Origin of the sequence: Tardiphaga sp. OK246, from assembly GCF_900188215.1 — a bacterium.
Classification (GTDB): domain Bacteria; phylum Pseudomonadota; class Alphaproteobacteria; order Rhizobiales; family Xanthobacteraceae; genus Tardiphaga; species Tardiphaga robiniae.
The window spans coordinates 494,071-507,818 of sequence record NZ_FZOX01000003.1; the positions used below are offsets into that span (position 1 = coordinate 494,071).

Below are 13,748 nucleotides of genomic sequence, written 5' to 3' on the forward strand. Positions count from 1 at the left end.
CCGCGCGGCTCCTCCGGGATCAGCCAATTTGCGTTTTCAGCTAATTGTCTGACAGGGACGTTGAGCGTAGCGTCATGACGGTCGACTGAACGGCTAGTGAACCTCGTGTGTCCGTTGTAGAGGCGCGAAGTCATGCGCGGCGAGATTCGTGACATCAGTTCAGGCAGGGGTAAGGACCCTGCCACCCCGCGCGTCGGAACGCCGCGTCGCCTTGCGGCGATCGTTGTGGGGGACATCTGCGGATATAGCCGCCTCATGGAACTCGACGAGGAAGAAACGCATGCGCGCGTCAAGCGCATCGAGCGTGACCTCATCGAGCCGAGCATTACCGAGCACGACGGCAAACTCGTCAAAAGGACTGGCGATGGGTTCATTGCGATATTCGATAGTCCGGTCGAAGCCGTTCGATGCGGTATCGTCATCCAGCAAAGCATGATCGGACGCAACGCCGCGCTGCCAAAGAGCTCTTGGATCGAATATCGCATTGGCGTCAATCTGGGAGACGTGATCATCGAGCCCAATGATGTCTTCGGCGATGGCGTCAATATCGCTGCGCGCCTCGAGGGGATCGCCGACCCCGGCCAAGTGTACATCTCGGGTGGCATCTACGAGCAGATCAAGCACAAGCTCGTCTGCGGCTACGAGTCGCTTGGAGACCGCAAGATCAAGAACATTACCGATCCGGTGCGCGTTTACCGGGTGCTTCCTGATCCCGCGGCATTCAACAAGGCGCGGAAGCGGCGTGAACATGTTCTGATCGTTTCGTTTTGCGCCATCCTGCTGGCTCTCGCAGGCGCCGGCGTCTGGTACATGAGGGCTTACCCGCGCGGTGAAATCGGCAATCAGGCGTCAGCTCCCGCGGCGCCTCCGCAAGAGACAGGAAATGCAGGCACCCGATCAGCGCCCGCGCCCGTCGCCAAGCAAGCCCGGCCTGAACCTGCTCCGGTGGTAACGCCTGCCCCGCCCCCGCCGCCAGCACCACCAAAGCCGGTCATAGAGCCCGTCATGGTCCCGCTCCCTGGCGGGACCTTCGCCATGGGCAGCAATGACGACATATCGGAAAAGCCGATACACCAGGTCACGATCAAGCCTTTCGCGATAAGCAAGTATCCGGTCTCGGTTCGGGAATGGAACGCGTGCGCTGCTGCGAATGCATGCGCGTTTCTGGTGACAGGGCGGGACGACATTCCGGTCACGGATGTGAGCTGGACCGATGCCAAGCAGTTTGTCGCATGGCTCGCGAAGGAAACGCAAAAAGCCTTCCGGCTCCCGAGCGAGGCTGAATGGGAGTATGCCGCGCGTGGCGGCACGCAAACGAAATACTGGTGGGGCGATCAGCTGCAGCCCGGCATGGCCAACTGCAAGAACTGCACGGATGCCGCCGCCGAACAGCCGCTCAAGCTCGGCAGCCTGAAGCCAAATCCATTCGGACTCTACGATATGGGTGGCGGCGTCAATCAATGGACAGAGGATTGCTGGCACAAGAACTATCAGGGTGCCCCACAGAACGGCGCGCCATGGGTCGAGAACGACTGCGTCTCACACGTCATTCGATCCGGCTCCTGGAAAAACGATGCGCGTTACGTCCGACCCGCAAGCCGCGATGGCTACGACACCAATGTGCGATATCCGACCCACGGCTTCCGGATTGCCATTTCGTCCTGAGACCGCCCCCGAAGGAAAGGCTGCGTCATGAGGATCACCGGGCTCATCGTGTTGTCCGCCATGCTGTCAACGGCGCCCCTTGCAGTCCATGCGCAAGGAAAGTCCGCACCGAAGGATGCGGTCCTCTATTTCGTGTGGCCGCAGGACAAAGCGGTGATCAAGGGCGGGTTCTGGTGTCGTTTCGGTTTACGCAACATGGGCGTCACTCATGCAGGCGATAATTTCCAGAACAGCGGCCATCATCATTTGCTGATCGATGTGAATGACCCGCTCGATCCCAAGGAGCCGATCCCGCAGGACAAGTCGCATCTCCATTTCGGAGCCGGCCAGACCGAAGCACGCATAGAATTGCCCCCCGGCAAACATACGCTCCAGCTCGTGCTGGGAGACGGCGCTCATTATCCCTTCAACCCGCCCATCGTCTCGAACAAGATCACCGTGACAATCAAGTGAGCGTGCTTCCGATGCCGGGACGCACGGCCTGCTCTGGCGGAACGACGAAAAAAAGGCCCGCTTGCGCGGGCCTTTCGAATTCATGTCGCTTGATCGCGTGTGGATCAGGCGGTCTTGGCGAACGACGTCGCCTTCGAGAAGTTGTCCTGCGCGCTCTTGGCGCCTTCCGACACCAGCTTGCCGAGATATTCGGTCGACGCCTTGGCGCGCGAGCTCAAAACTTCGCCATGGGCACGCACGAGATCGGTCTGCACCTGGAAGGCTTCGGTCAGCGATTTCGCCGAAGCGAGCTTGTCGATACCAGCGAAGAACGACTGGACGTCGGCATAGAACGCGTCCTGAACGTTGCGGCTGATCTTGGTCGCCTCGGAGACCGAGTTCGACACAGCGGTTTCGATGGCGGAGGTCACCTTCTCGGAATTGGCCTGGAAGTCGGCGGCCTTGTCCTTGGCAGTGCCGGCGGCGCGCTTGACGAAGTCACGGGTCGCTTCGGGCACTTCCAGATTCTGCAGCTTGGTGAACGCCTCGGTGACGGGCGCGAAAGCCTGCTTGACGTTGTTCAGCACGGAATTGGTTTCGGTTTCGATCGTCATGTTCGTCTCCATCCTCGGGTTGGGCCGCCTCTGCAAAGCTCATGCTTGCACTCAGGCTCGGCTCACCCCGTCCCGCCGTTGTGGGCCCGGGGTGCAACTTCTATGACATAGTAAATAATGCACTGCAACATCGATGGTGCATCGCAACATCACAAACCCGTGATATGCCCGGTAATCAGGCGGCGCCTGATGCATTAACGGGCTACCGCCAGAGATCTGAAACAGGAAAGTAACCGACGTGTTGATTTAGCTTTATAATTTAGCATTTCGAGCCGCGGATTCTTCGGATATCCAACTGGGCAAGGCAAATGGCACCTGCCCTTTAAGTCGGCAAACCGACCTCCCAACGCCTCGACGACCCCAGCCTTAAGTCGTGGGCCTGGCCGGTGTCCGGCCTCGCCTTTGCCATTGCATATTCGCCCCGCGCGCAGGCACACTCATCGGTAGAGCGCCGCAAAGGCGTCGGTGACCATGCGAGGGAGGGACGTATCATGGCGGAAGCCAGCAGGAAGCTGTCCTCAATGGACGCGTCGTTTCTGTATCTGGAAACGCCGGAGATGCCGATGCATGTCGGCAGCATGGCGATCTTTCGCCTGCCCGAGGATTACAAGGGCGACTTCTTCGAGGACTTCAAGGCGATGATCGCCTCGCGCCTGCATGTGGCGCCGATCCTCAAGGCCCGACTGGAAAAGGCCCCGCTAGATATCGACCATCCCTCCTGGGTCGAGGACGACCAGTTCGACATCGACCGTCACATCTTCCGCGGCAGCCTGCCCGCGCCCCATGACCGTCCCACGCTGGAGCGCATCGTCGGCTGGATGCATGCCAAGCTGCTGAACCGCGCCCGGCCATTGTGGGAGTTCTATGTTTTCGAGGGCATGAAGGACAACGAGATCGGCCTGTATTCGAAGATGCACCATGCCTGCATCGATGGCGGCGCCGGCGCGGCCCTCACCAGCATGATCTATGACGTGACGCCGATCCCGCGCGAGATCGAAAAGCCGGAAGTGCGCGCGAAGCAGCGTCAGGAGCCGCGCGATATCGCAGCGAGCTTCATCGACTCCTACCAGCAGCTCTGGCGTCAGCCGCTGGAGAATTCCGGAAAAGGCATCGAACTACCGCGCTCCGGAAAGAGCGATATCGGCTCGATCCTATTCGACAACGCCATGTTCCAGATCGAGAGTGCGGTGAAATTCGCCGGCTCGATCCCGACCATGGTGAAGAGCGCGTCCGACGTGATGGCGAAGATTGCCGATCCGAAATCGCGCGACAGTCTCAACAGTATGCTGTCGCCGCCGACGCTGCTCAACAAAACTATCTCCTCGGAGCGCAGCTTTGCCGGCGTGTCGGTGCCGCTGTCGGCGGCCAAGGCCGTAGCCAAGCAGGCGGGCGGCAAACTCAATGACGTGGTGCTGGCGCTCTCATCAGGCGTTGTCCGGCGCTACCTCAAGGAAAAAGGCGCCCTGCCCGCCAAGTCCCTGACTGCCGCGGTGCCGATCTCGCTGCGTGAGGAAGGCAACACCGATTCCAACAATCAGGTGTTTGGCATGATCTGCTCGATCGCCAGCAATATCGAGGACCCAAAGGAGCGGCTGGAAGCGATCATCGCGCAATCGACCAAGTCCAAGGAGATGTCGCATCCGCTGCGGGCATTGATGCCGCAGGTCTCCAACATCTCCATGCTGGGCGCACCGATCATGGTGCAGATCCTGGCGCTGCTTTACAGCCGCACCAACCTCTCCGACGTGTTGCCGCCGGCGGCGAACATCACAGTGTCCAACGTGCCCGGGCCGCGGCAGACACTCTATGCGGCCGGCGCCGAGCTCTTACACATCTTCCCGGTCTCCATCGCCACCCATGGGCTGGCGCTGAACATCACCGTGCAGAGTTATCGCGACCAGCTCGATTTCGGCTTCATTGCCGGCGCCAACATCATCCCGCATGTGCAGGTGCTCGCCGACATGATGCCGGACGAATTCGCGCTGCTGCAGGGGGCGTTTGCGCCGCCCGACGTTCTCAAGACCGCTAGCTAGGGAATAACCATGATTGAAATGCCCCCGTTGCAGTTCGCCAAGCTGAATGGCATTCGCATGGGATATTACGATGCCGGCCCCATGAGCGACACGCCGCCTGTGGTGCTGTGCCATGGCTGGCCGGAAATGGCGTTCTCCTGGCGGCATCAGATCAAGGCACTGGCCGCAGCCGGCATCCGTGTCATCGCGCCGGACCAGCGCGGCTATGGCGCGACGTCGCGGCCCAACGCGGTCGAGGACTACAGCATCGAACATCTCACCGGCGATCTCGTCGCATTGCTCGATCATCTCAAGATCGACAAGGCGATCTTCGTCGGCCATGACTGGGGCGGCTTCATCGTCTGGCAGATGCCGCTGCGGCATCGCGACCGTGTCGCCGGTGTGGTCGGCGTGAATACGCCGCATACCGACCGCGCGCCGGTCGATCCGTTGCAGATCTACAAGAAGCGCTTCGGCGAGACGATGTATATCGTCCAGTTTCAGGATCCCGCACACGAGCCGGACCGCATCTTCGGCGAGAATGTCGACAAGGCCTTCGACTTCTTCATGCGCAAGCCGATGCCACGCAAGCACGCCAACGTTGGCGAAGCGCCGGTCGGCGGCATCGGCGCGTCGTCGAAGACCAATCTGGCATTTCCGCAGATGGTCGCTGCTTACGATCCCGCGAAGGACCCGCGTCAGAAGATTCTCTCCGACGAGGAAAGGAAAATCTTCGTCGACGCCTTCAAGGAATCCGGCTTTACCGGCGGCATCAACTGGTATCGCAACATGAGCGCCAACTGGGCCCGCGCCGAAGGGCTCGATCACACCGTGCGCGTGCCATCGCTGATGATCATGGCGGAGAACGACGCGGTGCTGCCGCCCTCCTCCGCAGATGGCATGGAAAACATCATTCCCGATCTGGAGAAATATCTGGTGAAGGACAGCGGCCACTGGACCCAGCAGGAGAAGCCCGACGAGGTCAGCCAGGTGCTGATCGACTGGCGGCGAAGACGGTTTGGATGATCCGTAGGATGGGTAGAGCTCTTGCGAAACCCATCACGGCCGGGTGCAGGATTTTGATGGGTTTCGCGAAGACGCTCTACCCATCCTACGCAACAGGAAACGCTTGAGAATGTCCTCCACCAACAAACTCGCCCCGATCCCGCATCCGCCGAAGAAACCGGTGGTGGGCAATATGCTGTCGCTGGACGCCAATGCGCCGGTGCAGGATCTGGCGCGGCTGGCCAAGGAGCTTGGGCCGATCTTCTGGCTGGACATGATGGGCTCACCCATCGTGATCGTCGGCGGCCACGATCTGGTGGACGAGCTCAGCGACGAGAAGCGCTTCGACAAGGCCGTGCGCGGCGCGCTGCGCCGGGTGCGTGCCGTCGGCGGCGACGGACTGTTCACGGCGGACACGAAAGAGCCGAACTGGACCAAGGCGCACAACATCCTGCTGCAGCCGTTCGGCAACCGCGCGATGCAGTCCTATCACCCGAGCATGGTGGATATCGCCGAGCAGCTGGTGAAGAAGTGGGAACGCCTCAACACCGACGAGGAGATCGACGTCGTCCATGACATGACGGCGCTGACGCTGGACACGATTGGCCTCTGCGGTTTCGACTATCGCTTCAACTCGTTCTACCGCAGCGACTACCACCCCTTCGTGGAATCACTGGTGCGCTCGCTCGAAACCATCATGATGACCCGCGGCCTGCCGCTGGAAAGTCTGTGGATGCAGAAGCGCCGCCGCGATCTCGCCGGCGACGTCGCCTTCATGAATTCCATGGTCGACGAGATCATCGCCGAGCGCCGCAAGAACGCCGAGGCGACCGAGGCCAAGAAGGACATGCTCGGCGCCATGATGACCGGCGTCGACCGCGCCACCGGCGAACAACTCGACGACGTCAACATCCGCTACCAGATCAACACCTTCCTGATCGCCGGCCACGAGACCACGTCGGGCCTGCTGTCATGTGCGATCTACGCGATGCTGAAACATCCGGAGGTGCTGAAGAAGGCCTATGAGGAAGTCGACCGGGTGTTTGGCCCCGATGTGAATGCCAAGCCGACCTATCAGCAGGTTACGCAGCTGCATTACATCACGCAGATCCTGAAGGAGTCGCTGCGGCTGTGGCCGCCGGCACCGGCCTATGGCATCGCGCCGGTACAGGACGAGACCATCGGCGGCGGCAAGTACAAGCTGCGCAAAGGCACCTTCGTCACCATCCTGGTGTTGGCGCTGCATCGCGACCCGTCGGTGTGGGGACCCAATCCGGACGCGTTCGATCCCGAGAATTTCTCGAAGGAGGCCGAGGCCGCCCGCCCAATCAACGCCTGGAAACCGTTCGGCAACGGCCAGCGCGCCTGTATCGGCCGTGGTTTCGCCATGCACGAAGCTGGGCTGGCGCTCGGCATGATCCTGCAGCGCTTCAAGATGACGGACCACAAGCGCTACCAGATGGTGCTGAAGGAAACGCTGACCATCAAGCCCGACGGTTTCAAGATCAAGGTGCGCCCGCGCCACGATCACGAGCGCAGCGCCTTTGCCGGACGGACGGCTGCTGCCACCTCTGCTGCTACGACGCTCACGCCCGTCGCCACGGGTCGCGCACGGCCCAGCCACAACACGCCGCTGCTGGTGCTCTATGGCTCCAATCTCGGCACCGCCGAGGAACTGGCAACGCGCGTCGCCGATCTCGCCGAGGTCAACGGCTTCGCCACCAAACTCGCGCCGCTGGATGACTTTGTCGGCAAACTGCCGACCGAGGGCGGCGTGCTGATCTTCTGCGCGTCCTACAACGGCGCGGCACCGGACAATGCCACGCAATTCGTCAACTGGCTCGGTACCGACCTGCCGAAGGATGCCTTCGCCAAGGTGCGCTATGCCGTGTTCGGCTGTGGCAACAGCGACTGGCTGGCGACCTATCAGTCGATCCCCCGCATTATCGACGACCAATTGCGCGCGCATGGTGCCACCAACGCCTATGTGCGCGGCGAAGGCGATGCGCGCGACGATCTCGACGGCCAGTTCGAGGGCTGGTTCGCGAAACTGCGCCCGCTCGCGGTGAAGGAATTCGGCCTCGACACCGGCTTCGAGCGCAGCGCCGACGATGCACCGCTCTATCAGATCGAACCTGTCGCGCCGAGCGCGGTGAACACCGTCGTGGCGCTCGGCGGCGTGGTCCCGATGAAAGTGCTGGGCAATCGCGAACTGCAGAACGGTGCGTCCGATCGCTCGACGCGGCATATTGAGATCGAGCTTCCTGCCGGGACCAGCTACCGCGTCGGCGATCACCTCAGCGTGGTGCCGCGCAACGATCCCGCTTTGGTCGACGCCGTTGCGCGCCGCTTCGGCTTCCTGCCGGATGATCAGATCCGGCTGCAGGTCGCGGAAGGTCGCCGCGCGCAATTGCCTGTCGGTGATGTCGTCTCGGTCGGTCGCCTGCTCACCGAATTCGTCGAGTTGCAGCAGGTCGCCACCCGCAAGCAGATCCAGATCATGGCAGAGAACACCCGATGCCCGATGACCAAGCCGAAACTGCTCGGCTATGTCGGCGACGATCCCGCGGCAAGCGAGCGCTATCGCAACGACATCCTCGCCAAACGCAAATCGGTGTTCGACCTCCTCGAAGAACATCCGGCCTGCGAATTGCCGTTCCACACCTATCTGGAAATGCTGTCGCTGCTGGCGCCGCGCTATTACTCGATCTCGTCGTCACCGCAAGGCGAGACGTCACGCTGCAGCGTCACCACAGCCGTCGTTCAAGGCCCAGCGCATTCCGGCCGCGGCATCTATCGCGGCGTCTGCTCCAACTATCTGAGCGGCCGCCGCGCCGGCGATACCGTGCATGCGATCGTGCGCGAGACCAAGGCCGGCTTCCGCCTGCCCGCCGATCCCGCGGTACCATTGATCATGATCGGACCCGGCACTGGCCTCGCGCCGTTCCGCGGCTTCCTGCAGGAGCGCGCGGCATTGAAAGCGCAAGGTGCTACGCTTGGCCCTGCGCTGTTGTTCTTCGGCTGCCGCCATCCCGATCAGGACTTTCTCTATGCCGAGGAGCTGAAGGGTTTCGCCGCCGATGGTATCTGTGAACTACACACCGCTTTCTCGCGCGGCGATGCACCGAAGACCTATGTGCAGCACCTCATCACCCAGCAGAAGGACCGCGTCTGGGATCTAATCCAACAGGGCGCCATTACTTATGTCTGCGGCGACGGCGGCAAGATGGAGCCGGACGTCAAGGCGGCGCTGATGGCGATCCAGCGCGAGCGCAGCGGCGGCGATGATGCTGCAGCGCTGACCTGGATCGACGACCTCGGCACCCGCAATCGCTATGTGCTCGACGTCTGGGCCGGGAGTTAGCGAGAGGCTGATACCAGTTCCATTGTCACAATCGCTGTCACAAAAGCCCGCGCGCACTGTCACAATTGCCATACGCGCAATCTCTCATTAATCGCTGCGACGATTTGTTTTGCGCATGACGCGGTTGTCACTTTTTCGCAGGGACTTTCCGTGTCATATGTTTGACATGAGCCCACGTTCCGCCCGATCCCCCGAACCGATTGATGTCCCGTACGAGCCGCCACAGCTGGCGCGCGCGAACGGGATCGATATCTGTTACGATATCTTCGGCTATTCGGACGCGGAACCGATGGTGATGATCATGGGTCTCGGCGCCCAGATGATCCACTGGGACGACGACTTCTGCCGCGAATTGGCCAGCAATGGCTTTCGGGTGATCCGCTTCGACAACCGCGACATCGGCCTGTCCTCCAAGATGGCCGGCGGCAAGCCGTTCACTCTGTACGAACTGGCCAAGCTGCGTTTTCTCGGTACGCCCGTCTCCGCCCCCTACAAGCTGAGCGACATGGCAACCGATGTGGTGGCCCTGCTCGACGTGCTGCGCATCCGCTCCGCGCATGTAGTCGGCGCATCGATGGGCGGCATGATCGCGCAGGAAATGGCGATCACTTATCCGGAGCGCCTGCGCTCGCTGACCTCGATCATGTCGACCACGGGCAATCCGCGCCTGCCGCAGCCGAGCCGCGCGGTGTCATTGCTGCTGCTGAAGCCGCAGCCGACCGGTTACGAGGCGTTCCTCGAACGCTTCAAGCAGACCTGGCTGTTCCTGCGCGTCGGCAGTTTCCCCGACGACGAAGCCCGGGATCTCGACCGCGCCGAGCGGACCTATGCGCGCGGCCTGAGCCCGGCCGGCGTTGGCCGGCAACTCCGCGCGATTTTGGCTTCGGGCAGCCGTAAAGAGAGGCTCGCCGCGGTCACCGCGCCGACGCTGGTGATCCACGGCAAGATCGATCCCCTGGTGCATCCGGCCGCCGGCCGCGACACGGCCGCGTCGATTCCCGGCGCAAAGCTGATGATGGTCGACCGGATGGGCCATGCTCTGCCGATCTCGATGTGGTCGCTGGTGATCGACGCCATCTCCCGGCATGCGCATGGCGCGAAGCTGCAGCAGCCGCTGCAGGCCAACGCGCGCCGCGCGGGCTGAGCCCGCGTCTACTTCTTGTCCTTCGGCCGTGCAGCGCCAAGGCCCGCCATGTTGGCGAACATCTCCTGGAAGCGCTCGCCCATCTTGGGGTCGAACGAGAACCAGCTCTGCATGATCGACTCCGGCGAAAACTTGTCGATGTTGTCCATCATCTTCTTCTGCATCTGATCCATCATCGCCGACTGCATCGGCTGCACATCAGGCAGCCCCAGGAATTCGCGCGCCTCGAGCGGCGTGCAGTCCACGGTGACGATCACTTTCATTATCAGCTCCTGAGGCAAACCGGCCGCTCACGCGAACATGGCGGCGCAGTGGCAGTATCGCCGCTGACGCCTGCCCGATGCAAGCGATGTGACATCTACATTGCAGTTGCGAGATGTCAGCCGAAGCGTTCGGCCGCGAAGGCCTTGGGATCGGTGAAGGGCGTGACGCCCGTCACCATGTCCGCAATCAGACGGCCGGTCACCGGCCCGAGCGTGAAGCCATGATGCTGGTGGCCGAAATCGAACCACAGGCCCTTGTGGCGCGGCGCCTTGCCGATCACCGGCAGCATGTCCGGCAGGCATGGCCGCGCGCCCATCCAGGGCTTCGCCTCGACGGGATTGCCGAGCGGGAAGGTCTGCCGTGCGATCGGCAGCGCCCGTTCGATCTGCGCCGGCGTCGGCGGCGCATCGCGGAGCGCGAATTCGGCGCCGGTGGTCAGCCGGATGCCGCGATTCATCGGCGCCAGCAGATAGCCGCGATCGGCATCGAGAACCGGATGGCGCAGCACCGCATTGCCGGATGGCGCCAGATGGATGTGATAGCCGCGCTTGCTCTTGAGCGGGATGTTGTAGCCGAGCGGCCGAAACACCTGATCCGACCATGGCCCGAGCGCGACCACGACATCGCGCGCGACCAGAGCGCCGTTCGGCCCGGCCACGCGCCATTTGCCGTCGCTCTGCTCCAGCGTCCGGGCGTCGGCGGCGATGAAGCGACCTCCCTTGCGGATGAACAGCGCGGCATAGGCTTTTGCGAGGCCGCCCGGATCGGGCACGAAGCCCGGCGATGTCCAGTGGATGGCACCGGCAAAATCGGTGGACAGGTTCGGCTCCTGCTCCGCAATGGCGGCGGCGTCCAGAACGTCGCCCGGCACGCCATAGGCGCGATGGCGTTCGAGATCTGCGATGCCTTTCGCCAGCGTAGCCTCGGAGCGAAACGCGTTGATCCATCCCATCCGGCGCAGAAGCTCCGGCACGCCGGCCTCCGCGATCAGGGCCTCGTGCTCGGTCAGGCTACGCTGGATCAGCGGCAGCGCCGCCATCGCACTGCGGAGTGCTCCCTCAGGCGACGAGTTCAGGAAATATCTGACGATCCACGGCAGCATGCCGGGCAGCGCGTTGAGATGATAGTGCACCTCCGGCGCGCGGTTCAGCGCATATTTAAACAGCTTGCTGAGGTCGCGCGGCAGCATATAGGGAAAAATCGAACAGCACTGGATCAGCCCGGCATTGCCATAGCTGGTTTCCTCGCCGGCCTTCTCATGCCGGTCGACCAGCACCACGTTGCGGCCGCGCGCCTGCAGATGCAGCGCCGCCGACACACCGACCATACCTGCGCCGAGCACAAGCACATCAGCCTTGAGTTCCGCCATTCCTGCTCCGAAATCTTGCCGTTCTGGCGGTTCTGTTAGCGCTGTGTCGTGACCGAATGATGCACGCACGCAATGCGTAGAATTGCTTATATCCAATCCTAGCAAGGATTGCGCCAGCCACTTCATTGTGCAGCGCATAGCTGACAAATGCTGCTTGCGCGGCGTGCAATCTCCGCCAACAATGTGACACTCGCTCAACTGTCGGGCGGCCGCGTGGTGATGCAATCGCGGCAATGCAATGGAGAAGCTCAGTATGTCGATCCGTCAGACGTTCATTGCCGCCGCTGCATCGCTGATCGCCTTTGCCACAGTTTCTGCCTCCGTACTGCCCGCCTCCGCACAAACGCTGCGCTATGCCAATCAGGGCGACCTGAAATCGCTCGATCCCTATACGCTGCGCGAGACCACGACGATCGCCCATCACGGCCAGGTCTATGAAGGCCTCGTTGGACGCGGCAAGGATCTGCAGATCATCCCGGCGCTTGCCGAGAGCTGGGAAACACCGGAGCCGACGCGCTGGCGCTTCCATCTGCGCAAGGGTGTCAAATTCCACAATGGCGACCCCTTCACTGCCGATGATGTCGTGTTCTCCGCCGACCGCGTGCGCGCCAAGGGTTCCGACTTCACGACGGTCATTCCGGCCGATGCCAAGGTGCTCAAGATCGACGACTACACCGTCGATTTCGTGCTGACCAAGCCCAATCCCATCCTGACGTCGCAATGGGACGTCTGGTACATCATGGACAAGAAATGGGCGGAGGCGAACAATGCCAACGCGCCGACGCCTGCCGCGGCGACGTCGCCAAGCTTCGCGTCGTTGAATGCGAACGGCACGGGCCCCTTCACCATCGAAAGCCATCAACCGGGCGTGAAGACAGTCTTCAAGGTCAACCCGAACTGGTGGGGCAAGCCCGAGCATAATCTCAAGGAGATCATCTTTACGCCGATCGCCTCCGACGCCACCCGCGTCGCGGCGCTGCTGTCCGGCGAAGTCGATATCATCGAGCCCGTGCCGGTGCAGGACATCGCCCGCGTCAATGGATCAGCCAACGCCGCCGTGATGGCCGGGCCGGAGCTGCGCACCATCTTCCTCGGCATGGACCAGATTCGCGACGAGCTGCTGTTCTCGAACATCAAGGGCAAGAATCCGTTCAAGGACATCCGCGTCCGCGAGGCCTTCTACAAGGCCATCGACATCGAACTGATCAAGAGCCGCGTCATGCGCGGCCTGTCGACACCATCCGCCTTGATGATCGCGCCGCCGCTGTTCAAGCTCTCCGGCGACTTCACGCGGCCGAAATACGACGCCGACGGCGCCAAGAAACTGCTGGCCGATGCCGGCTATCCCGACGGATTCGAAGTCGGCATGGACTGCCCGAACGATCGCTATGTCAACGACGCCGCGATCTGCCAGGCGGTGGTCGGCATGCTCGCGCGCATCGGCGTCAAGGTCACGCTGAACGCGCAGCCGAAGGCGCTGTATTTTGCCAAGGTCTTCAAGACCGGCGGCTTCAACACCTCATTCTATCTGCTGGGCTGGACACCGGGCACGCAGGATTCGCACAATGTGATGCATGACATCATGGGCTGCCGCGACGATCCCGCGAGCCCGCGCGGCGCCACCAATCTCGGCGGCTATTGCAACAAGCAGTTCGACGCGTTGACGGATCAAGTGCTGCAGGAGACCGACACCGCCAAGCGCGACCAGCTCATCAAACAGGCCTATGAGATCGCCGCCAAGGACTGGGCCTATATCCCGCTGCATCAGCAGGCGCTGGCCTGGGGCGTCTCCAAGAAGGTGAAGATCGTGCAGCGCCCGGACAACCAGGTGCTGCCATACTGGGCGGTGAAACAGGACTAGGCGGCACCCAAGCGGAAA

At 62.2% G+C, this 13,748-nt stretch carries 10 protein-coding genes; 7 read left to right on the forward strand and 3 right to left on the reverse strand.

Annotation, left to right across the window (positions count from 1 at the left end; all coding sequences use genetic code 11):
* Positions 1–132 precede the first annotated feature (132 nt).
* Both CHC01_RS15315 and CHC01_RS15320 read left to right on the forward strand, forming a co-directional pair.
* Positions 133–1,665, forward strand: coding sequence for an SUMF1/EgtB/PvdO family nonheme iron enzyme (locus CHC01_RS15315; protein WP_089265121.1), 1,533 nt, complete (start codon positions 133–135; stop codon positions 1,663–1,665).
* A gap of 27 nt (positions 1,666–1,692) precedes the next feature.
* Positions 1,693–2,118, forward strand: coding sequence for a DUF4399 domain-containing protein (locus tag CHC01_RS15320; RefSeq protein ID WP_089265122.1), 426 nt, complete (start codon positions 1,693–1,695; stop codon positions 2,116–2,118).
* A 104-nt stretch (positions 2,119–2,222) separates the two neighbouring features.
* On the opposite strand, the gene CHC01_RS15325 is transcribed toward CHC01_RS15320, so the two are convergent.
* Positions 2,223–2,711 carry a phasin family protein gene (locus tag CHC01_RS15325; RefSeq protein WP_231079957.1) on the reverse strand — a complete coding sequence of 163 codons (489 nt, stop codon included), beginning with the start codon at positions 2,709–2,711 and terminating at the stop codon, positions 2,223–2,225.
* 491 nt (positions 2,712–3,202) lie between these two features.
* Here CHC01_RS15325 and CHC01_RS15330 point away from each other — a divergent pair, with 491 nt between their 5' ends.
* The 4 genes from CHC01_RS15330 to CHC01_RS15345 all read left to right on the forward strand — a co-directional run bounded on the left by CHC01_RS15330 (position 3,203) and on the right by CHC01_RS15345 (position 10,236).
* Positions 3,203–4,744 carry a WS/DGAT/MGAT family O-acyltransferase gene (locus CHC01_RS15330; protein WP_089265124.1) on the forward strand — a complete coding sequence of 514 codons (1,542 nt, stop codon included), beginning with the start codon at positions 3,203–3,205 and terminating at the stop codon, positions 4,742–4,744.
* A gap of 9 nt (positions 4,745–4,753) precedes the next feature.
* The gene (locus CHC01_RS15335; protein WP_089265125.1) at positions 4,754–5,749 is read left to right on the forward strand and encodes an alpha/beta fold hydrolase; all 996 of its coding nucleotides are present in this window, start codon (positions 4,754–4,756) and stop codon (positions 5,747–5,749) included.
* Between the two features lie 109 nt (positions 5,750–5,858).
* Positions 5,859–9,092, forward strand: coding sequence for a bifunctional cytochrome P450/NADPH--P450 reductase (locus CHC01_RS15340; protein WP_089265126.1), 3,234 nt, complete (start codon positions 5,859–5,861; stop codon positions 9,090–9,092).
* 166 nt (positions 9,093–9,258) lie between these two features.
* A complete protein-coding gene (locus CHC01_RS15345) occupies positions 9,259–10,236 on the forward strand; it encodes an alpha/beta fold hydrolase (protein WP_089265683.1) in 978 nt (325 codons plus the stop codon).
* 8 nt (positions 10,237–10,244) lie between these two features.
* On the opposite strand, the gene CHC01_RS15350 is transcribed toward CHC01_RS15345, so the two are convergent.
* The gene (locus tag CHC01_RS15350) at positions 10,245–10,499 is read right to left on the reverse strand and encodes a DUF6489 family protein (RefSeq protein WP_089265127.1); all 255 of its coding nucleotides are present in this window, start codon (positions 10,497–10,499) and stop codon (positions 10,245–10,247) included.
* A gap of 116 nt (positions 10,500–10,615) precedes the next feature.
* A complete protein-coding gene (locus CHC01_RS15355; protein WP_089265128.1) occupies positions 10,616–11,869 on the reverse strand; it encodes an NAD(P)/FAD-dependent oxidoreductase in 1,254 nt (417 codons plus the stop codon).
* A 253-nt stretch (positions 11,870–12,122) separates the two neighbouring features.
* Here CHC01_RS15355 and CHC01_RS15360 point away from each other — a divergent pair, with 253 nt between their 5' ends.
* Positions 12,123–13,730, forward strand: a complete 1,608-nt coding sequence (locus CHC01_RS15360; protein WP_089265684.1) for an ABC transporter substrate-binding protein — start codon at positions 12,123–12,125, stop codon at positions 13,728–13,730.
* Positions 13,731–13,748 lie beyond the last annotated feature (18 nt).

What these genes read in the sequence shown, in the direction of transcription:
- CHC01_RS15335 (WP_089265125.1), top strand. Translation starts at nt 4,754, where the DNA reads ATGATTGAAATGCCCCCGTTGCAGTTCGCCAAGCTGAATGGCATTCGC.
- CHC01_RS15325 (WP_231079957.1), bottom strand. Translation starts at nt 2,711, where the DNA reads ATGACGATCGAAACCGAAACCAATTCCGTGCTGAACAACGTCAAGCAG.
- CHC01_RS15350 (WP_089265127.1), bottom strand. Translation starts at nt 10,499, where the DNA reads ATGAAAGTGATCGTCACCGTGGACTGCACGCCGCTCGAGGCGCGCGAA.
- CHC01_RS15320 (WP_089265122.1), top strand. Translation starts at nt 1,693, where the DNA reads ATGAGGATCACCGGGCTCATCGTGTTGTCCGCCATGCTGTCAACGGCG.
- CHC01_RS15360 (WP_089265684.1), top strand. Translation starts at nt 12,123, where the DNA reads ATGTCGATCCGTCAGACGTTCATTGCCGCCGCTGCATCGCTGATCGCC.
- CHC01_RS15330 (WP_089265124.1), top strand. Translation starts at nt 3,203, where the DNA reads ATGGCGGAAGCCAGCAGGAAGCTGTCCTCAATGGACGCGTCGTTTCTG.
- CHC01_RS15315 (WP_089265121.1), top strand. Translation starts at nt 133, where the DNA reads ATGCGCGGCGAGATTCGTGACATCAGTTCAGGCAGGGGTAAGGACCCT.
- CHC01_RS15340 (WP_089265126.1), top strand. Translation starts at nt 5,859, where the DNA reads ATGTCCTCCACCAACAAACTCGCCCCGATCCCGCATCCGCCGAAGAAA.
- CHC01_RS15355 (WP_089265128.1), bottom strand. Translation starts at nt 11,869, where the DNA reads ATGGCGGAACTCAAGGCTGATGTGCTTGTGCTCGGCGCAGGTATGGTC.
- CHC01_RS15345 (WP_089265683.1), top strand. Translation starts at nt 9,259, where the DNA reads ATGAGCCCACGTTCCGCCCGATCCCCCGAACCGATTGATGTCCCGTAC.